This is a genomic window from Flavobacterium niveum (genome assembly GCF_055231775.1).
In genome coordinates this window covers 182,132-200,065 of record NZ_JBUYSX010000006.1, presented here as the reverse complement: position 1 = coordinate 200,065, position 17,934 = coordinate 182,132, and the positions used below count along the sequence as shown (strand labels likewise).

Annotated in this window: 20 protein-coding genes and 1 pseudogene; 4 read left to right on the top strand and 17 right to left on the bottom strand. The window is 36.8% G+C overall.

Features of this window, described 5'->3' with window-relative positions:
- Positions 1-145: 145 nt before the first annotated feature.
- The 5 genes from ACZIX4_RS15665 to ACZIX4_RS15645 form a co-directional block, all read right to left on the bottom strand.
- Positions 146-1,009: a hypothetical protein gene (locus ACZIX4_RS15665; protein ID WP_463336580.1), complete on the bottom strand. Its 864-nt coding sequence runs from the start codon at positions 1,007-1,009 to the stop codon at positions 146-148.
- 166 nt (positions 1,010-1,175) lie between these two features.
- On the bottom strand, positions 1,176-2,378 hold the full coding sequence (locus ACZIX4_RS15660) for a site-specific integrase (RefSeq protein ID WP_463336579.1): 1,203 nt from the start codon (positions 2,376-2,378) through the stop codon (positions 1,176-1,178).
- An 11-nt stretch (positions 2,379-2,389) separates the two neighbouring features.
- Positions 2,390-3,538, bottom strand: coding sequence for an AAA family ATPase (locus ACZIX4_RS15655; RefSeq protein WP_463336578.1), 1,149 nt, complete (start codon positions 3,536-3,538; stop codon positions 2,390-2,392).
- 190 nt (positions 3,539-3,728) lie between these two features.
- Entirely contained in the window at positions 3,729-5,273 is a 1,545-nt protein-coding gene (locus ACZIX4_RS15650; RefSeq protein ID WP_463336577.1) for a recombinase family protein, read from the bottom strand.
- A gap of 131 nt (positions 5,274-5,404) precedes the next feature.
- Positions 5,405-6,196, bottom strand: coding sequence for a hypothetical protein (locus ACZIX4_RS15645; protein ID WP_463336576.1), 792 nt, complete (start codon positions 6,194-6,196; stop codon positions 5,405-5,407).
- A 359-nt stretch (positions 6,197-6,555) separates the two neighbouring features.
- Here ACZIX4_RS15645 and ACZIX4_RS15640 point away from each other — a divergent pair, with 359 nt between their 5' ends.
- Positions 6,556-6,735 (top strand): hypothetical protein, encoded by a 180-nt coding sequence (locus ACZIX4_RS15640; protein WP_463336575.1) that lies wholly within the window; start codon positions 6,556-6,558, stop codon positions 6,733-6,735.
- Positions 6,736-6,761: 26 nt separating this feature from the next.
- Here the strand turns inward: ACZIX4_RS15640 and ACZIX4_RS15635 are convergent, their stop codons facing one another.
- The 4 genes and pseudogenes from ACZIX4_RS15635 to ACZIX4_RS15620 all read right to left on the bottom strand — a co-directional run bounded on the left by ACZIX4_RS15635 (position 6,762) and on the right by ACZIX4_RS15620 (position 8,207).
- Positions 6,762-7,100, bottom strand: coding sequence for a hypothetical protein (locus ACZIX4_RS15635; protein WP_463336574.1), 339 nt, complete (start codon positions 7,098-7,100; stop codon positions 6,762-6,764).
- Between the two features lies 1 nt (position 7,101).
- Entirely contained in the window at positions 7,102-7,791 is a 690-nt protein-coding gene (locus tag ACZIX4_RS15630) for a hypothetical protein (RefSeq protein WP_463336573.1), read from the bottom strand.
- Positions 7,771-7,986, bottom strand: a pseudogene (locus ACZIX4_RS15625) (RHS repeat-associated core domain-containing protein); the annotation flags it as partial. The gene ACZIX4_RS15630 and the pseudogene ACZIX4_RS15625, both read right to left, overlap by 21 nt.
- A gap of 50 nt (positions 7,987-8,036) precedes the next feature.
- A complete protein-coding gene (locus ACZIX4_RS15620; RefSeq protein WP_463336572.1) occupies positions 8,037-8,207 on the bottom strand; it encodes a hypothetical protein in 171 nt (56 codons plus the stop codon).
- A gap of 427 nt (positions 8,208-8,634) precedes the next feature.
- Between ACZIX4_RS15620 and ACZIX4_RS15615 the strand changes: the two genes are divergently transcribed.
- Positions 8,635-9,003 carry a hypothetical protein gene (locus ACZIX4_RS15615; protein ID WP_463336571.1) on the top strand — a complete coding sequence of 123 codons (369 nt, stop codon included), beginning with the start codon at positions 8,635-8,637 and terminating at the stop codon, positions 9,001-9,003.
- A gap of 45 nt (positions 9,004-9,048) precedes the next feature.
- Here the strand turns inward: ACZIX4_RS15615 and ACZIX4_RS15610 are convergent, their stop codons facing one another.
- The 6 genes from ACZIX4_RS15610 to ACZIX4_RS15585 all read right to left on the bottom strand — a co-directional run bounded on the left by ACZIX4_RS15610 (position 9,049) and on the right by ACZIX4_RS15585 (position 13,973).
- Positions 9,049-9,393 (bottom strand): hypothetical protein, encoded by a 345-nt coding sequence (locus ACZIX4_RS15610; RefSeq protein WP_463336570.1) that lies wholly within the window; start codon positions 9,391-9,393, stop codon positions 9,049-9,051.
- Between the two features lie 27 nt (positions 9,394-9,420).
- Positions 9,421-10,302: a tyrosine-type recombinase/integrase gene (locus ACZIX4_RS15605; RefSeq protein WP_463336569.1), complete on the bottom strand. Its 882-nt coding sequence runs from the start codon at positions 10,300-10,302 to the stop codon at positions 9,421-9,423.
- Complete coding sequence (locus ACZIX4_RS15600; RefSeq protein WP_463336568.1) at positions 10,299-11,210, bottom strand: tyrosine-type recombinase/integrase; 912 nt, start codon at positions 11,208-11,210, stop codon at positions 10,299-10,301. Before ACZIX4_RS15600 ends, ACZIX4_RS15605 begins: the two co-directional genes overlap by 4 nt.
- A gap of 97 nt (positions 11,211-11,307) precedes the next feature.
- Entirely contained in the window at positions 11,308-12,981 is a 1,674-nt protein-coding gene (locus ACZIX4_RS15595; RefSeq protein ID WP_463336567.1) for a hypothetical protein, read from the bottom strand.
- Positions 12,982-12,985: 4 nt separating this feature from the next.
- The gene (locus ACZIX4_RS15590) at positions 12,986-13,549 is read right to left on the bottom strand and encodes a hypothetical protein (protein WP_463336566.1); all 564 of its coding nucleotides are present in this window, start codon (positions 13,547-13,549) and stop codon (positions 12,986-12,988) included.
- Positions 13,550-13,748: 199 nt separating this feature from the next.
- The gene (locus ACZIX4_RS15585; RefSeq protein WP_463336565.1) at positions 13,749-13,973 is read right to left on the bottom strand and encodes a hypothetical protein; all 225 of its coding nucleotides are present in this window, start codon (positions 13,971-13,973) and stop codon (positions 13,749-13,751) included.
- A 268-nt stretch (positions 13,974-14,241) separates the two neighbouring features.
- Between ACZIX4_RS15585 and ACZIX4_RS15580 the strand changes: the two genes are divergently transcribed.
- Positions 14,242-15,552: a site-specific integrase gene (locus ACZIX4_RS15580; protein ID WP_463336564.1), complete on the top strand. Its 1,311-nt coding sequence runs from the start codon at positions 14,242-14,244 to the stop codon at positions 15,550-15,552.
- 3 nt (positions 15,553-15,555) lie between these two features.
- Here the strand turns inward: ACZIX4_RS15580 and ACZIX4_RS15575 are convergent, their stop codons facing one another.
- Positions 15,556-16,227 (bottom strand): recombinase family protein, encoded by a 672-nt coding sequence (locus tag ACZIX4_RS15575; protein ID WP_463336563.1) that lies wholly within the window; start codon positions 16,225-16,227, stop codon positions 15,556-15,558.
- A 221-nt stretch (positions 16,228-16,448) separates the two neighbouring features.
- Here ACZIX4_RS15575 and ACZIX4_RS15570 point away from each other — a divergent pair, with 221 nt between their 5' ends.
- Positions 16,449-17,438 carry a DNA cytosine methyltransferase gene (locus ACZIX4_RS15570; RefSeq protein WP_463336562.1) on the top strand — a complete coding sequence of 330 codons (990 nt, stop codon included), beginning with the start codon at positions 16,449-16,451 and terminating at the stop codon, positions 17,436-17,438.
- Positions 17,439-17,486: 48 nt separating this feature from the next.
- Here ACZIX4_RS15570 and ACZIX4_RS15565 read toward each other — a convergent pair whose 3' ends face one another.
- Positions 17,487-17,930, bottom strand: a complete 444-nt coding sequence (locus tag ACZIX4_RS15565) for a hypothetical protein (protein WP_463336561.1) — start codon at positions 17,928-17,930, stop codon at positions 17,487-17,489.
- Between the last annotated feature and the right edge of the window lie 4 nt (positions 17,931-17,934).

The following is a 17,934-nucleotide window of genomic DNA, read 5'->3' as shown; positions in this document are numbered from 1 at the left end:
AGATTGGCTCACTTTTAATTTTCCATTGGAGGAAATACCTCAATAAAAGAGAATATTAAACAGTTTTATAGCTATTATACAGTATTTAAAGTGGGAGGATTTCTGCTAATGGAAAAGGCTACCAAAAGTGATAGCCTTTAAATACTTATTTTTTAAGTGCAGGGAACAAGTACTTTTTAATTTCTGTTGTCAAATTAACTCTCTCTGTTTCTTTATATATTTCTGGCATTAGTTCAATTATTCTATCTGGATTCAGTTCATAGTAGTTAATTTGCATAGGTCTATTATTAATAAAACTTTTTTTAAGCTCTTTCTTTAGGATACCTAACCCAATTAGCTTATCAAGTATTTTAGTTGACCTATCCTTTTTAATTCCCAATTCATCAAAAATCACTTCTTTTGACCAATAGAATGGCTTAAAACCAAATCTTTGATATTTAATGAGCAGTGCTTCAAACATTACCCTTTCATCACAAAGAAAGAAATTGCTCATATATCTTTGGAAGCTCAAGAGCCTTAATCCAAATAATGTTTCATAGTCAATAGGTATAAATTCTAAAGAACTATAGTCTTCAACTTTTTCAATATCAATAATGCATCTGCTTTGAGGGGTAGGTATAACAGATATTGAATTTGCTACTCCCTTGCTTCTGTTTTTATCTATGCTTAGAAGAATATATTTTATATCATCCCCATTCTTAAAGTTCTCATCAAAAGTCTTTTGATTATCATAAAGTTCAATCTCTTGATAGCCTTCAGGTAACTCAATATCATACCTGTTAATCTCTTCTTCCTCTTCTTCATAATCTTCCTCTTCAGGAGCAACAAAAAGTATACTATTTAAAACTTCAGGAATTGGTTTACTATTATCTAATGTACTTCTTGAGACTTGAAAAACGTGACTTAAAAACTCTTGATTTGGTTCACCAACATTATTGTAGTTTTCTTTTGTTGGATTTTGGAAGCCTTTAATAGCTTCTACATCATTAATTAGGAATATGTTTCCCATAACTTATAAAGTTTAAGATTAAAATGAAAGTGTTAACTTTCAAAATGAATACTAAAAAACTCTTTTATAGAAAACTCAGAAATTCAGTTTTTGTATATAATAGGAAAGAGGTTTTCCTTTAACTGAACTCCTACAAAGGTAAGCAATTGATTGTAAATAACTATGTTTAGTTCAGCTTTTTTTGCAGTTTTTTCATCTGCTCGCTAACTTTTTCAGGCACAATTTTTCCATAATGTTCCTGTGTTATGCTCATTTTAGAGTGCCCAAGCAATTCAGATACAATCTCCATTGGCACATCATTAAATAACAGTACTGTAGTAGCAAAGGTTTTCCTCGCTGTGTGGTGGGTCAGCTTCTTGTCAATACCAACAATTTCAGCTATCTCTTTTAAATATGAGTTGAACTTTTGATTGCTGATTTTAGGCAGTAAATATTCATTATCAAGGTATTTTTCAATTATTGAAACTGCCTTTGGAAGTAGGGGTACTGATACAGGTTTTTGTGTTTTCTCTCGTATCATTTTAATCCACTGTGCTCCATCAAAACCTAATTGTAGGTGTTTGGCATTAAGCCTACTCATTTCATTAAAGGCAAGCCCTGTATAACAGCAGAAAATAAACATATCTCTTACTTGTTCAAGCCTGGACTGTGAAAAAGTACATGTTTCTAATTTGTGAAGTTCTTCAGGTGTTAGATAGATTACATTGGTAATAACCTTTTTTGGTTTATGTTCTACAAATGGATGAAACTCTATGAGTTTATCTATTAAAGCTGCTTTTACTACTTTTTTCAACCTCTGTAGAGCCTTATTGACAGTAATTTGTTTTTGGTGTTTTTCTGTCTTTAAATAATATTCAAACTCTAAAATGAAAGAATAATCCAAGTCTTTTAATAGTATATCAGCTTTGTTATACTTAAATTTAATAAAGCCTTTAACATCATTAAGGATATAATGAAACTTATTCCAGGTACTCTGCTTTATTTCTATACCTATAAGTTTATTATTCTTTTCAAGGTATTCTTTATAATAGGCTATGATACCTAAAGTCCTAACAGCAGGTTTACCCAAGTAGTGATTATAAATATCTTCAACTGTAAAGGATGTATCTTGTGCTAATAGCATTAAAAAAGCCTGATTAGTTTTTGACTTAATCAGGCTTATTGTAGTGTTGTAGTTTTTATAATCTTCTTCAGGTGGCTTTATCTTCTGGTTTTTGGTATCCCAATTCTTAGGGTTGATAAATATTCCTGTAGCAAATTGTTTTCTTTTCTTCAGGTATGTTATTCTGCAAAACAAAGGAACTTTGCTATCCATTCTCTCCCTGTTTTGGGCAATTACAAATAGTATTGATATATTATGTATACTCATGATGTTAATCTTTATAGTGTTTCTTCAGGTTCAGCATTTTCATCTAAACTGCCCTCAAATTGTTCATCAAAACTTACTTCAGCACTGCCTATCTTGCCAGCTTTCATTTCTTTGATGTAGTTTGAAATAGATGACTTCCCTATTGAGTAGCCTTGGTCTTTCAGTTCTGCTTCCATCTTCCTGAGAGAATATTTTTTCTTATTCATCTCTTCAATCAGAGGTTTTATTTCCTGTTTCTTTGGATTGAATTTTGTTAAGTTTAAGATTGCATCTGAAGCAACCATTTCCCCTGTGTCATAGAAGAGCAACTCCTCTTCATTAAAAGTAAGCACTTTGGAGTATTTCTTTATTTTTGATGATATATAGTTACCTTTTGTGATTGTCAAGGTTCTCTTGCTATCATCATTGGGGTAGTGTTTTAACTCCAAAAGAACCCTCATTTTTGCTTCAAATGCTTGTGAACCCAATACATTATCTTTATTAGCAGAGAACTTGTCTGTCCTTTTCCCTGTATGGTGTAGGAATAGCACTAAGCAATTATGTTTCTTTGCAAGTTTGCTGAACTGGTTTAAAAACTCCCTGACCTTAGTACTTGAATTAATATCTCCATTAAATACATCTGTAAAAGCATCTACCACTATCAAATCTGCCCCTATTTTTGATAAATCCCTTTCTAACAGTTTAAAGAGATTCCTATCACTGTCACCAGTAACATCAACATCAAAGATAAATTTAAGGTGATGTAGAACTGATTTATCAATGTTGCCTATTAGCTTACTTATAGGCTTCTTTATAGAAACACTTGTTGAGGCAGGGTCATCTTCAGTACTTACAAATATTACATTCCCGGTTGTTGAATTTATGCTGTAACCAACAAAGTTATCCAACCCCAGGGCTATAGAGATACCCAGTTGTCTTAAAAATGTGCTCTTGCCTGTATCAGATGAACCAACTAAGGATACTAAGCCCACCTTTGGAAAGATAGGGTCAATTAACTTTGGTAATTCTTCATAGTCAAACTCATATAATTTCAATGCTGAAAAATCATCTTTTATGAAATTTGATTCTTTCTCCTTATTGTTCTTTTCAACTTTAGGTTCATAATCTGTCCTTGAAAAGTCTATATCTTCCCAAGCAGCATCACTTATTTTGTCTGACATATACTATAACTTTAAAACTTTATATATGAACATTTGTACATGACTGTCCAATGTCCATTACATTAATAGGGTGGACAAATATATAAAAGGTGCAGAAATAGGGGCATATAAGAGACAGTAAAGGTGTTTTTCAAGGTTTATTGATGTGTAATGTTCTGATAATAAAATAATTGAATTGTGTAGCTGTTAATCAGAGGGTCCTTGGTTCGAGCCCAAGAGGGGGAGCTTTTCTTGACAAGCCGCTAATTTTAGCGGCTTTTCTTTTTTCTAAACCCTGCAACTGCCCGGTATTATTGAAAAGTAGCTCCACAAAGCTATTAAGTCTAGTGGTTCGATATTTTTCATTTGAAAAAACTAGATTTTCAGGAAATATCGAACCAACAATCTGTTTTTTAATTTTTGTAGGGGATGATACATAGAATATTTTAAGACCACTAAGAAACGAAATGCCATATCCGAGATAAATATCCAACTTTTGTTTTTCTATATTGATTTGGTCTAGAGTTGTCTGTGTTTGAAATAACTCAGATTCAAATTTATTTTTTGTACGTTGGTATGTAGATTGGTCTAATTTGTTATCTATATACTTTTCTGTTAAAGATTCGAGGCGTTGGGTTAGAAGTGTAATTTGCTCCTCCAGTTTCTTTTTTTCAATTAGCCGACCTTTCTCCTCGTCCGAGAATACATCTTTCATAATTGCTAAGTATAATTCTGCAATTTCCGGTTTGAGTTGAAACTGCTCCAGGTATTGAATAAACTTTTCGTTAGCTACTGGCGCGCTAAAACGTGTTTTACAGCCATTATTACTATGATAATAGGCATACCTATTTCCATTCCTACTTTTCGAGAAACTGGCCGTCAATTTCTTTTCACAACAATCACAAACTAAATACCCTCTTAATGGGAACTCGTCATCTCTTATTTTTAGTTGACTTTTAGGTTCATTATTGTTTAGATACATCTGAACCTTTTTAAATAAACTTTCGTCAACAATTGGTTCATGTAGGCCTGAAACGATTTGCTCCTGCTCTTTTTGCCATTTGCGAACAACAATTTTGCCTGAATAGACAGGATTTCTAAGTAAATTTATAAATCCTTGTTTTGAAACTTTTAGACCTTTTCTTAAGAATATCTTACGTAATTCCTCTGCCGAATAAATACCTAGACTAAATTCATGAAAAGCTTCTTTAATTAAGGATCCTACATTTTTATCAATACTTAAAGTCGCGTGCCCATTTTCATCTCTTGTATTTATATAGCCTTTTGGAGCCAGTCCCATAAAATAGCCCAGTTTCATCCCCTTTCGCATCCCTTCTCTAGTTCTAAGACTGTTTTTGTCATTTTCAACCTCTGGAACAGTCAAATAAATGGAAAGCATAATTTTATTCTCAGGTACACTCAAATTGATAGATTGATCTACAGCATCGACCTCTACTCCAAGCATTTTAAACTCATCTAACTTTATTAATGCATGTAAAGCGTTTCTGCTAAAGCGATCCCATCTTGTGATCAATAATATATCGATATTTTTCCGGTTTTGCTTGACATAATTAAATAGTTTAACAAATTCGGGTCTATCGAAGTCTTTTGCTGAAAAGTCTTCCTCAAAATGACGGGTAATGTTGATGTTTTTATTTTTACAATAATTTTCTAACCTGTTCTTTTGATGCTGCAAGCTATATCCATGCTTAGCTTGTTCATCTGTTGAAACCCTTGTGTAAATAATTGCATTCATTTTAGAGATTTTTATATTTTTCTAAATCAATTTTAGCGTTTGCATATAAAATATCTAGTATATACTTGACTTCCTCATCTGTAAACTTTTTTTTAGAATGCTGCTCCAGTATTTTTTTACATTCCTTCTCGCTAAGCATTTTCAATTATTATTTTTTGATTATCAGCATATATCTCAACTTGATAAAATTCTTTTCGCCTTAAAGAATCTAATAGCTTGCTATTTAAATCTATCTTGCTGGAATTTTCTATGAAACGTAAATCATTGTCACCTAGATTAACTATAATTGTCTCGAATAATCCAGACTTTATATAGAATAATATTTTCATACAGTCAACATCATCCATGAAATCACTAACATCGAATCCTGGTGTTAGAGGCATACCTGTAAATACCTTTTTGATCATAGATTTGAAATCGATTAACAAGTGAGTTGTGAGTGTCCTTGAGCCTAAGAAATTTTCATAGCTCTTTTTCGATAACAGTGTGAAACTTGAATCAGGGAAGATTAAAAGAAATTGTTCGCCTCCTAAAATTGTCCAAATAAGGCTATGCCTAAATAGGTAAAATCCTGTGACAGGCTGTATAAATAGTTTGTTCTGTAGTTGTTTAATTTTGCTTAATGAAAGCCCAAACGCTCTAAATTCTTCCACTAATAGCATCCAAATAGCCTCCTCTCTTGCAAAACGATTGATTTTACCCTTATCTGAATCTTCAACTTGGATGAGGTCTTTGTTTATCCAGTTATTTATTACCCGCGCAGATTGGCCGGTCAAATTTTTAGTTTTAACGTCCTTGAAGCTATAATTTATATCCTTATCTAGGATTAAATTTATAACCGATGGAGGTAATTCTTCGTAAATTTCTAGCCTAGCCTGTTCTTCTATTCTCGCATTAAGCGCCTTTATTTTCTTGATGTCCATATTTTTATTTTTTTTCAAAGATAAAAATATTTTACACAAATGTAAAATTTATAAAATAATTTTACACCACCTCTTTAGAAAAGTATTTCAGTGAAGCGATTATAGCAGTCGATATAATATAATAGACATTTATTTCTTAATTAATGTGACACCCAAGCTTACCGAACCTACCGCTATAGTCCGCAATTTTAAGATGTCACAAGTGTCACAATAAGCGAATCTGCATTTGAGATAGGGAGAGTGTCACATCTTGTCTGGGCTCATGAGTGTGATACACATTACTTTGCAAGTTCATGGCTCTTTAGGACACCTTGCCAAACCTTAACGGTCTCCCTACAGACAATGCACCCGGCACACAAATGAAATACGATATAGTGGCCAGCAAATTTATAGCTGGCATACACAACCACCAGCGGCGCAACGCACCTGTTGGCTTTGGTGCTTTGGGGTTAGTGGGTACGGTTTTACAGGGCGTGGTGGCTTTGGCTATTATTGCTTTTTTTGGGGTACGGTGGGTTGTCAGGGGCTTAAAGGAATAAAGCGACCCGAAGGCCGCCTTATTGTTTCAATTTCGGACTTTAACTTTTTTATCAGTATCGTCCCAATAGAGTTTGTCTTTATTTTTATTAAACCACCTCTTCCAATCTTTTAAGTTCTTCTCTGTGGGTGTATAAAAAACCGTTAATTGATTATCTACCTCTCCCTTGATTCCCGTTAAACCTTCTAAGAAATTGTACGAACGTCTTAATGATGAATCATCATCAATATATTGCACTTTAATAAAATTCTCAATAACTCCGAGATGATATAAATATACTCTTTCGGCTATGTCGCCATCAGCATAGGATGACTTGCAAGAAAATAATGCAATTGTCAGTAAAAAATAAAATAATTTCCTTTTCATATTAAGGTCTTTTAACTACGTTTCCTTCACGGACTTCATAAGTTGAATATACAGTTTTTCCATTATTTGTTAAAGGGGTTGTTATTGTACCCGATTTAACTGTACCTTCTCTGGGAACTGCTCCTGGTTGCCGATATGATTTTTTTTCTGCTCTATAGTTAGTTGTAGTACTTTCACCTTGAACCCAACCGCCGTTTGTTTTAGATGCTGTTACATTTGCGTTTTGATGTGCTCCTGTCCCTTCTTCATTAACATATTCATGATTTCCATTCAATTGTTTATCTGTAGTTTCTGCAATTTCATGTGCAAATGTGGTGGTTGAGCCATAAATTTTATCCGAACCAAAATTCATTATATCATCTATATCAATTCGTCCTGGGTTATTACTTAGCTCTTGCATAGAGCCTCCCATAATAAAGTTGTCACTTTCATACAAATCAACATTTACATTAGTTTCCCCTGTCATTGCGGCGTTCACTATATCATAAAATCCTTTTTGTTCAGTAGATAGACCTGCTATCTGCTCTTTAGTCATATTCAATGTAAGTTTACCACTTTCTTTATCGATGCTTGCATATTTACCACCTAGACCTTGATTAATGACACTTTCAGTTTTACCAAACGCACGTTGATTGTTAGCGCCATGTTGTGAACCTCCGACAGATTTAAAAATTAAATCGTCTGCCTGCATTCCATCTGGGTCAATAAACCTTAACGGATTATTATAACAGTAAGTATATGGCGACCACCTTCTACTACTCTCCGCAAGCGGGTCAATATTCATCCATCTACCTAAAGCGGGGTCATAATTCCTTGCGCCGTAGTCGTACATGTTAAGCCCCAGCTCGTCTTGCAGCTCTTTGCCGTTGTACTTATACTTATAAGCCTTTGTGAACCTGCTTTTAACCCGTAAGAACGTACACCAAATATAAATAACTATTGTCTTTTATTGTAATATTCTTTAAGGCAATCAAAAAATTTACTTAACGGCAAAACACCAAGTACATTTTTGAAATTTCTTGATGCAACTGTTCCCCTTTTGGGGTAAGCCATTAATAATGCAAATATTATTGTTAAGAAAAGTAAGATGCTTTGTAAGTCGCTCATAATTTCTATGTTTAAATTATGAGGCTAAAGTATTTTAGTGTGTTTAGATACTTTGTAACATGAGATTAAGAATAAGCTTGTCTGTCTTGACCATTTGTATTGCTGGTCGTATTTCGTTGATGTGATTATTAAAATATCTGGTTGAATTGCGGTGTTAAAGTCCTTCGGATTAATTTGCTGAATACTTTGATATACAACACCGTATCAGCATCCAAATTAGTATTAGCCACATCCAGCTGTATGATTTTATCACTGGTCTGCCCTTGGTGGATAAAAGGACAAAATCGACTAAAACTTTTTTGTCCTTTTTATTTATATATTAGCTTAAACAATAATTTTCAACAACATGGATACATTTGTCGGCTTGACTGGCCCAGGTAATGATTATAAACACCAAATAATCATAACGTATATAATTCATTCGTTAATGGATAAATTTAAAAATGTTAAGAAGTACAAAGATTACCTTCCTTTTCCCGAGTTTTCACTCAAACCTGACAGTAGTTCAATTCCTGATGTTACAGTTTGGAAAGTAGTTAATGGTAAACCAACAATACCAGTGGTATTAATTGAGATTTGTAAAACCAATATGGTAAAAAAAGATGGCGAAAAACTCAAGGGATTGATGGAGAATATACCCAATTTAAAAGAGTGTTTTGTTATTGATAAAGATACTTTAAAAGTATTCAAAATGGATAGAACTCATACAAACAAACCATCCACATTGAAAGTGTCTTCAAAAATTGATTTTTTTAAAATTGATTTATCAAGGACTTTGGAAGACTTTAAAATTTGAAAACCTGTCAAATCATTGACAGGCATTTTTTTGAATCATGTGTTACTAAAAACATAATTCAAATTTTTCAGGGTTATACTTCTTGAATATTGATTTCGCTATACTCATATTTTTTTCGGTATCTCCAAAATCGATGCCTTGTGAAAGGGCGAGTTTGGTACCATAATAATAGTCGTAGAGTGCAATACAAATTGGGTCTAACATTACAATTTGTTTTTGCTTAACCCCATTTTTTACAATTGGTGCGGGTTCATTACACGGAAGAAATTCAAGTTGGGACATAAAAAGGACTTCCTCAGTAGTTATCCCAAAATCTTTGTGTAGTGCATGGGTGTCAAATGCTTTCATGCCGAACGGTAATAATTCTAAATACTTGGTAATTTTAATCATATATAAAAATTTATAGTTACTTGTTTTTCATTGAAGGGGAAAGAAACTATTGATAAGCTCCCGTTGCTTCAAATCATCCATTTTGCGGTACTTTTCTGTAGTGCTTGGCCACTTATGGCCCGCAAGCTCCTGAACGTCCTCCAGGGGCTTCTTTTGCACATTCATCCAATTGGATATTACGCTCATCCGTATGCTCCTCGGGTTTAGCTTTCGGTCGGGGAATAGCGGTGCCATGACCTCTATAACAGCGAAAATTCCTTCGACGGTAATAGCATCCCCCAGCTTGTTAAGAATCAGCTTACTTGTTTTATGTGCCTTACGCTTCATCATTTCGCCCCTCGTCTGGTTAATGTACCTGCTAAACAGCAGGATTTGGGTTGGTTCCATTTTGAGGGTACGCCTGTTGAGCTTGTTAGAACCTTTTATATGAATTTTGCCATCATCCAAATCAATATTATCGGTGTCCAGTCGGATGAGTTCGTCGCTGGTCAGCCCTTGGTAGATAAGCAATGAAATCAATACCTTATTCCTGTTTTCAAGATGTTTGTATCGGTTTTCTCGCTGCATAAGCATTTCCAGTTCCTGAACGGTAAACAAATCCTGTAACTGGATGCTTTGGTCATGACCCTTCTTTACCGTCAAGGTCTTACAGGGATGGTCGTTGCGATGGCCTGTCCAGATGAGGTAATCGTAATAGTGCTTAATGGCTGCCAGTATCCTGATGCTGGTCTGTATGTTGGGGTATTTTTCCCTTGTATCGGCAAGGAACCGAACCAAATCCCTGTATTTGTATTTTTTGGCCTTTGGGTGGGTTTTAAGGAAGCTATCAATGGTGTAGCCGTAATTCTTTGCCGATTGAGGTGCCAAATGCTGGTTGAGGTATTCTTTTAGTTTTAGTGCCTTATTCATTTATATCTGTGGTTTGTCGTATTAATCATTTTCTTGTTTTTAATCGCATAGATGTAGGAGGTATTGATGAAGGAATGCCCTAAAAAGCCTTTTATAAAATCAATCCCAGCATTATTTTCCATGAGGTGGTGCGCAATACTGTGGCGGAGGCAATGCAGGGTAATTTCCTTGTCAATAATCGCTTGGTTCTTTGTGCGTTGGATTATCTTCTTTAATAGCTTGTTCATGGCCTCGCCACTCATACGCAGCCCCTTTTTATTAAGAAAGAAAGCCGTTGCGGAAGATTTTAAAATCATTGGGTAACGGTATTCCAACACATAATCCTTAACAGCCCGCAAAACAGAATCGCTCATTGGCACCTCACGCCTTTTGCTACCCTTACCGCTCCTTACTACCAGCATACCATTTGAAAGCTGTACATCATTGCCGTTGAGGTTTTCTATTTCCGAACGGCGGAGGCCACAGCCGTAGGCAACTGAGAGCAGGGCCTTTTCAAGATGGTTCTCGGTATGGGAAAAAAGTGCCTTGATTTCTTCAACACTAAGGATATTCCTTGGTTTTTGGTCGTCGCTGCTGAATTTGGGGATGACAAAAGCCCTTTCAATCTGGCCATCTTCCAAAAGATTATCCAAAAAGAATGACAGGCTGAGCAGGTGCGTTTTAATGGTGCTGCCCGACAGGGTGCCTATACGCTTTTGGTTCGGCCTTTCAATAAGGTAACGGTAATACGCCATTATTTCTTTGGTTGTAATATCCTTTGCGTTTGTAATCCCAAAATCTTCCATCCAGTTCAGCAATTCCCGTATGGGTGCTACAAAGCATTTACCTTTGAACCCTTTCGCTTTTATGAAGGTTTCGTAATCCTGTAAAAGCCTTTTGAATGCTGCTGTAAGTAGTTCTTTTTTCATATCGTTTTTAAAGTTGCCTTATACTATTTCCTTGGCACATGGGTCGCCAGCGGTGTATGCTTTGGTATCACTGGGCTGGCGTGTCCCATTTTGTGATTCAGAGTGCCTCAAGCTGCCTGTTGAGGTCTTCCTTTATTTTAGCCTTCACTTTTTCAAGGTTATCCCAATAGCTTATAACATATTTGAACCCTTTATTGGCCGAGCCTTCCACGGCCTGGATGTATTCGAGTTCCTGCAGGCTGGTAATGAGCCTTGCAGCAGTGGTCTTTGGCAGATTCATGGCCTGGCGGGCCTCACGCTGCGTAAATTTGTAGGTGGTGCCATTAACCTGCGCTTTTACAAAGTCTTTCAGGCGTTCAAAGAACTGACGGGTTGAGCCGTCCAGTTCATCTACTTTCAGGATGATGGCAGTAAAGAAAATATCGGTTGCCATTTCTACATCCTCTTTCGTGGCTACAAACCTGCCGTGACTGTCTTTTTTTCGTTGGTACTGGTGTAATAGTGTAATCTGGGCCACAAAATCCTGAAACTGGTCGTTAAGCCTCCTTAGCATCTTTGCTTCAAGCGGCAGGCTGATTTTATCGGCATAAGGATTCACTACCTTACAGCTTTTAAGTACACGCATACAGTTCCGCAATAGCTGCTTTGCATCGTTCTCGGCTTCCTCATTGGTAATGCCAGCTTTCTTTTGGTTCTGCCGCTTTATGATGCGAAGGGTCTGTTCCTCACTTTCATCAATGCCCGACAGTACTGAACGGCTCATATTGTCAAGGTAGATTTGGGTTTTGGTAGTGGCTACGAGGCTGGCAAAATGGGCATTGACGGTCTTAATCTTACCTCTTGTGTTGCCCAGCATATCCTTGACGGCGGTTGATGAGCTTAGCCTTTTATTGGACTGGATTTCCCGAAAGGCAAACTGTGCATCTTCATCAAGGCCGTCCCAATCCTGTATGATAACCAGCTTATTGGTCAGTTCGGCATCCCTGTAATGGTAGAGGCTTTTGCTGGTAATCCGTGTCATATCCAGAAGGTCTTCCTGTGGTATACATTGGGCAATGCTATTAATGAGGTGCGACTTACCACCTCCTGATGTTCCCTGGACCATACCGTGGAGCGGGTAAGGCATCTTATAGCTAGCAGCAGTTATATAGAGCAATAACCTGAGGCTTTCCTCGCCAATAATGCCCGCCTGTCCCAATAGGCTGTTGATGTTCTGTAATAGTTCCTTTTGGCTTAAAAATGCTACTGCTTTTTCGCCAGCCTTTGAGGTAAGCTCTTTTTCCGAGTATTTGTCTGTAAGTGGATTTGTTTCGTTGTCAAAGAGCTGTTCACGGTAGGCCTCCAGTAAATCGGTCAGCACCATCAAATCGGCTTCTAAGAGATTATATTCAAGGCTGTGTTTGTCCGATAGCTCCCTGCACTGGTTCTGTATACTCATAAAGTCAAAGAGGTCGATTTTTGCCCTGTGCTTCCGCTCGGTGTCTTTATCTACAATCTGGAGCGATACCCGCATATTGGATAAATCATTGGGCAGGTGGCCTATAACGTAGTAAGCTGCTGCCTTGCCCATGAATCTTATTTTATATTCGTTGATAATTTCAAGGCCGCTGCCTTTAGGCTGTGGCTTCGGGTAATCGTTAATCAATTCGGTAATGGCTTCCCTGCCGTAACTTACCCACATATCGTTAAGATTATGCCCATCGGGCAACTGTACCTCTGAAACCAGTACATTGGGTTTTATCTGTTCTATCTGTGTGATGATGCTTTGCATGTTGTCAGCGTTTAATGATAATAATTTCTTCAAGCTCGGTCAGTGAGGCAATTGCCTGTTGGTGCTGCGGCAATACTTTACCATCAAAAAGGGCAAGTACGGCTTCACGCTGGTCAAGAGCTTTGGACTGCAACAGGCTGGCAGCATCCAATATGGTAGGCACAATAAAAAGCCGTTTGGTACTGGTATGCGGATAGCTGGGGTAAAGGCCGTCACTGTTCAGGTAGTTTTTCTGTGGTGTAGCCATATCAAAGCGTAAGGCATAATAATTTACAATCTGGCCTGTATCGTTAATTAATGGGAAGATGAGGCCGTACCTGCCAAATACCGTATAGGCGGTCATACTATCATCCCTTACAGGTACCTCACTTTTAGTTAAAAGTCCCAACTGCTCATAATGGTCTTTGGTTTCCTGTAGCTCCCTGTGATGGAACTGGCCGCTATTGAATCCAATACGTAAATCGATGTAATCCAAACCGATGGACTTTAGATATTGCTGGGGTTTTATCGCCTTAGCATTGCGTATGCCTGTCTCGAAAGACTTGAAAAGCTGGTCTAAATTTTTCATATTCGATAGTTTGTGTCGGGTTTTTTGGGCATAAGTATCCCGTTTCGGGTATTGCACCGAAAAAAATCAATCCGAGAATTAGTAGATTTTATGGCTTAACTGGAAGCCCTGAAATAAATCTTACCGCGAGGATAAGAGGAAGTTTTTACATCTGCCAGCTTTTGGCGGCTTTTCTTCTCCGTTGTATTCGGGGAATAACTTAAATCGGGTATTCTTCAAGAAATTCCTTCACGAATTTTTCAAGCAGGTCCAGATTGCCCCCAAATGCATCATACAGTTCATTGTTAAGGTCATCACAAGCTGAATCAAGGCCATCTGGTAAATCGTCATAATCGGTTTCAAGGTGGAATACCACTCCATAACCACCATGGCACATAATATCGTGAAGGACTGCCCAGTCATAATATAGCCCGTTTTCGTCCATAATTTCAATTACGGTTTCAAATGGCAGCTGATAGCATCGAAGGTGTCGGGATTGTCTGTAAAATGTTTCATGAGTTTTTGTTTTAAAAAATTAATATTTAAAATCCCGTTGCAACTGTGATTTCGATGAGGCAAATTTCTGATAAACAATTGGATAAAAAAATAGCACTCCGTTTTCCTCTATTTTTCCATAAAAAACAAATAACTGTAATTCAGTAGTTTAAAATTTAAATCTATAAGATTACTTCATTTTACTCTATTTTTACGCTATGAGAGATTTTAAATCAAAACTGGTTTTTGCTGAATATGATTTCTATTCAGGTAAGCGCGAACTTGCTTTTGGTAAATTTTTCCAATTGCTTTTGGGCTTTACCCATCATGAAAACACGTGGCTTACATGGGGTGATATTTTTAAATTAGATTCTGAAGAAAATGGAGTTGTAAGGGATTATATTGAATCGGTACGAGGATACAAAATTCCAATTCCAGAATTCCTGAAATTTTATTTACAGAAAGCATTAGATAACAATCCAAATTTTTCGTGGCCAGAGGTTTTTCAGGTGCAAAATCCTGAAGAAGATTTATCAATTGACTATGGATTACGGATTTTAGATGTGAGTGGATATTCAGATGATATAATAAAAGACCTTAAAACCCATTTTAAAATCAAGCAAAATTCAGAGCTTCTTACCTTGCTTGGTTTTTCGGACAAATCTGAAATAGAATATTATTTAGGAGATATTAATTTGGATTACACTTTTAATTCTATCGCTAAATTTCCCGATAAGAATTTCAGGCAAGGCTTTCACTTTCAGAAATGGACTTTTTTTGTACGTGCTCTTTTTTCTGAAATCGACTATATGCATCAATCACATACCAGAATCAGGATAATGCTTTTATTAGGCCTGTATACAGGTACTCGGATTTCTGATTTTTTAAATCTACAGTGGAAAGATATTTTTGAAATAGATACGCAAAACAAATTCATCTATATTAAAGAGGACATTGAACTGAACAGCAAAACAGTCACTATCCCTCTAAAATTGTATGAGATTATTTGTTACACTTTTGCGATACATCTAATCATAAGGAGCAGAAACGGTGAAACTGAAATTAAAATAGACTCAAAAGGTAAATTATATGAAGATTTTGCAACTGGCCATTTTGGGTTTGATTGTGAGCAATATCCTGAAACGGTTTTATCTGGCTCTATATTTATAACTGCGGGTGGAAGTGACATACATCCAAATAATCTTTCGCGTGAAATTAGCAGTTTACTGAGCGACATGAATATAGTCCCAAAAGATTCCCTTAAAGCAAATTCTACACAGATTATGTGGGGAAGACGGATTATAGAACTTAAAGGAGACCACAAACCAACTATCAAGGCACTGATGAAGCACTTTAACCGCAAATCCAAAAGGGAATTGGCAGAGTTCTTATATCTTGTAGATGCATCTGGGGAAATTGAATTTGAAGGGCAGAAGAGAAAAAATCTGGCAGAAGAAATGACTTACGATATTATACCATCAAACCCGTTTGGAAAAGGGAGGGAAGAAAACGATGGATATTATAATTAATCCTTAATTCATCATACTTCTGTCGTAAAGCCTTTTTACACTTGTAGAGTTATGTTTCTTCCCTTGAGAAGTTCCAAAATTAAGTTGGTTAAGGGCATCGGCAATCTTGTCATAGCTTAATCCTTTAGCTCTGTATTCTATAATAAGGGCAGTAGCCTGTATGTTGGCTTTATTCTGTGCCGCTTTCTCTTTAATTATCTTTATTCCTTTTGCTTTAGCTTCCTCGGTCAGGTTCTCAGGTGTACCCAGCTTAAAACCTTGTTTCCTTTTTTCGGCCAACGCATTTTTAGTACGTTCTGAAATCATCTTACCTTCCATTTCAGCTAGCGCAGCATATAAGTGTATAGTGAAGTTGGTAGCCTGTGGAAGGTCGCAGGCCACGAACTCAACGCCAGCCTCCATTAGTGAGCTTACAAAATATACATTCCTTGCAAGGCGGTCAATCTTTGCTATGACCAAGACAGCGTTATTTTGCTTTGCAAATTCAATCGCTTTATATATTTCAGTCCTTTTCCTTTTGGATGTACCCGTTTCAATTTCGGTAAACTGGTTCAGTAAAATCCCATCATTGTTGCCGATGTAATTTTCAACCATGCTCCTTTGGGCTTCCAGACCCAAACCTGACTTACCCTGTTCTGCTGTACTAACCCTGAAATAAGCCACAAATTTCCTCATAATATCATTTTTTAAATAATCCAGCGGATTTTAAACGGATGTTTAAGGTCTGCTGGATATGCCACGAGGATACGAGGAAATAAGTTCCTGCGCCAGCTTTTTTAAAATTATTTTATTTGGGAAGCCACGCCAATAGGGCATAGTTTAAAATTGTTGCCTTTTCCCCACGGCAAAATCGGTCTTTTCCTCCAGGGCGGAATATTTATCAAATAAAGGTAAATATGAGCCAAAATGAAAAAGAAGGAATCAATGTGCTTTCCTTGTTCGATGGAATAAGCTGTGCAAAGCTCGCCCTGGAGAAAGCTGGCATCAAAATCAATAAATACTATAGTTCAGAGATTGACAAATCGGCCCTGAAAATACAGGAATATCACTATGGCAGCGACCCTAACTTTATCCAGTTGGGGGATGTAAGGAATATCAGCGGGTATGATTTGGCCGATGAGATAGATTTGGTTGTATTTGGAAGTCCCTGTACTAATCTTTCATCTATCAATCCCATTGACAGGCGCGGGCTTGAAGGCTCTGAATCAAGATTATTTTATGAAGCTTTACGTATAATCAAAGACATCTATACTTTCCAGCCAATACATAAAAAATTATACTTCCTGATGGAGAACGTAGCCAGCATGAAAGCGGCTGACAGAGACAAGATAACTGCCGAACTGGAGTATATCTTTGAGGATGAGTTGCAGCTATTGAAGATTGATTCGGCACTGGTGGCACCAGCGCACCGTAGGAGGCTCTACTGGACAAATATTCCTAACGCTACGGTTCCTGAACCTGCTGGATTAAACTATGCTGATATATTGGAGAATGGTTTTGTGGACCGTGATAAGGCACATGTATTATTGTCAGGTAACGTTACCCTCACAAATGGTATATTCAGGCACTTCAAAATGAGCATCGGCAATATCATATACAAGGATAAGGATTTTGCCGAGCTGCCAACCGAGGAGAAGTTATTGAGGTACCCGCAGATTTTAGCCAGTTCAGGATATGTGGGTAAGGCACGTGGCATAACTGATGATTCGGTTTTCCCGAATGGCTGTTACCGCAACCCTACCATAAAGGAATATTCAAGGATGATGACTATATCCGATGATTATGTAGATGGCGTTGCGGGTGTTTCAAAGACGGAAAAGCAAAAAACGCTAGGCTTGGCTTTTACAGTAGACGTGATTGCCCATCTGTTTCATGGTTTAAAGTAACGGATGCTATAACAAGAATAAAGCGGCGCAGTGCCGCTTTATTCTTGTTTATTCCCAACCTTTTTCTAAACATTTATTATTGAAATTAAGACACCCATTTTCAAACGTTAACCCGCCACCACGATTTAATCCTAAATCTGTTTCGCCTATATTAAGGGTTCGGAATTTGGTGCCGTATGTATCCCGTATAATAGGAGAAAGTTCATAAGTGTATATTTCATTTGGCTCGGTTTTCCAATCCCAATCGCCAAATCGTATCCAATATTTAAGTTGGCTATCAGTAATTTCAAACCTGTAATACCAAGTTGTTCCGAGGTCAGTGAAACTTGTTGACCATCTCCCAATAACATATTCATTAATGGCTGTTTCATTTTCTATGCTCATATTGTTGGCTGATGATGACTCCTTGTAGGAATCTTTACATTTCATAATCAGAAGTAGAACTGATACCAATAGCACAATCCCAAATCCCGTAATTATTTTATCTTTCATATTA

Excerpts from the sequence above, each read along its gene's own strand:
- ACZIX4_RS15665 (WP_463336580.1), bottom strand. The coding sequence starts at position 1,009 with ATGGGAAACATATTCCTAATTAATGATGTAGAAGCTATTAAAGGCTTC.
- ACZIX4_RS15660 (WP_463336579.1), bottom strand. The coding sequence starts at position 2,378 with ATGAGTATACATAATATATCAATACTATTTGTAATTGCCCAAAACAGG.
- ACZIX4_RS15655 (WP_463336578.1), bottom strand. The coding sequence starts at position 3,538 with ATGTCAGACAAAATAAGTGATGCTGCTTGGGAAGATATAGACTTTTCA.
- ACZIX4_RS15650 (WP_463336577.1), bottom strand. The coding sequence starts at position 5,273 with ATGAATGCAATTATTTACACAAGGGTTTCAACAGATGAACAAGCTAAG.
- ACZIX4_RS15645 (WP_463336576.1), bottom strand. The coding sequence starts at position 6,196 with ATGGACATCAAGAAAATAAAGGCGCTTAATGCGAGAATAGAAGAACAG.
- ACZIX4_RS15640 (WP_463336575.1), top strand. The coding sequence starts at position 6,556 with ATGAAATACGATATAGTGGCCAGCAAATTTATAGCTGGCATACACAAC.
- ACZIX4_RS15635 (WP_463336574.1), bottom strand. The coding sequence starts at position 7,100 with ATGAAAAGGAAATTATTTTATTTTTTACTGACAATTGCATTATTTTCT.
- ACZIX4_RS15630 (WP_463336573.1), bottom strand. The coding sequence starts at position 7,791 with ATGCAGGCAGACGATTTAATTTTTAAATCTGTCGGAGGTTCACAACAT.
- ACZIX4_RS15620 (WP_463336572.1), bottom strand. The coding sequence starts at position 8,207 with ATGAGCGACTTACAAAGCATCTTACTTTTCTTAACAATAATATTTGCA.
- ACZIX4_RS15615 (WP_463336571.1), top strand. The coding sequence starts at position 8,635 with ATGGATAAATTTAAAAATGTTAAGAAGTACAAAGATTACCTTCCTTTT.
- ACZIX4_RS15610 (WP_463336570.1), bottom strand. The coding sequence starts at position 9,393 with ATGATTAAAATTACCAAGTATTTAGAATTATTACCGTTCGGCATGAAA.
- ACZIX4_RS15605 (WP_463336569.1), bottom strand. The coding sequence starts at position 10,302 with ATGAATAAGGCACTAAAACTAAAAGAATACCTCAACCAGCATTTGGCA.
- ACZIX4_RS15600 (WP_463336568.1), bottom strand. The coding sequence starts at position 11,210 with ATGAAAAAAGAACTACTTACAGCAGCATTCAAAAGGCTTTTACAGGAT.
- ACZIX4_RS15595 (WP_463336567.1), bottom strand. The coding sequence starts at position 12,981 with ATGCAAAGCATCATCACACAGATAGAACAGATAAAACCCAATGTACTG.
- ACZIX4_RS15590 (WP_463336566.1), bottom strand. The coding sequence starts at position 13,549 with ATGAAAAATTTAGACCAGCTTTTCAAGTCTTTCGAGACAGGCATACGC.
- ACZIX4_RS15585 (WP_463336565.1), bottom strand. The coding sequence starts at position 13,973 with ATGGACGAAAACGGGCTATATTATGACTGGGCAGTCCTTCACGATATT.
- ACZIX4_RS15580 (WP_463336564.1), top strand. The coding sequence starts at position 14,242 with ATGAGAGATTTTAAATCAAAACTGGTTTTTGCTGAATATGATTTCTAT.
- ACZIX4_RS15575 (WP_463336563.1), bottom strand. The coding sequence starts at position 16,227 with ATGAGGAAATTTGTGGCTTATTTCAGGGTTAGTACAGCAGAACAGGGT.
- ACZIX4_RS15570 (WP_463336562.1), top strand. The coding sequence starts at position 16,449 with ATGAGCCAAAATGAAAAAGAAGGAATCAATGTGCTTTCCTTGTTCGAT.
- ACZIX4_RS15565 (WP_463336561.1), bottom strand. The coding sequence starts at position 17,930 with ATGAAAGATAAAATAATTACGGGATTTGGGATTGTGCTATTGGTATCA.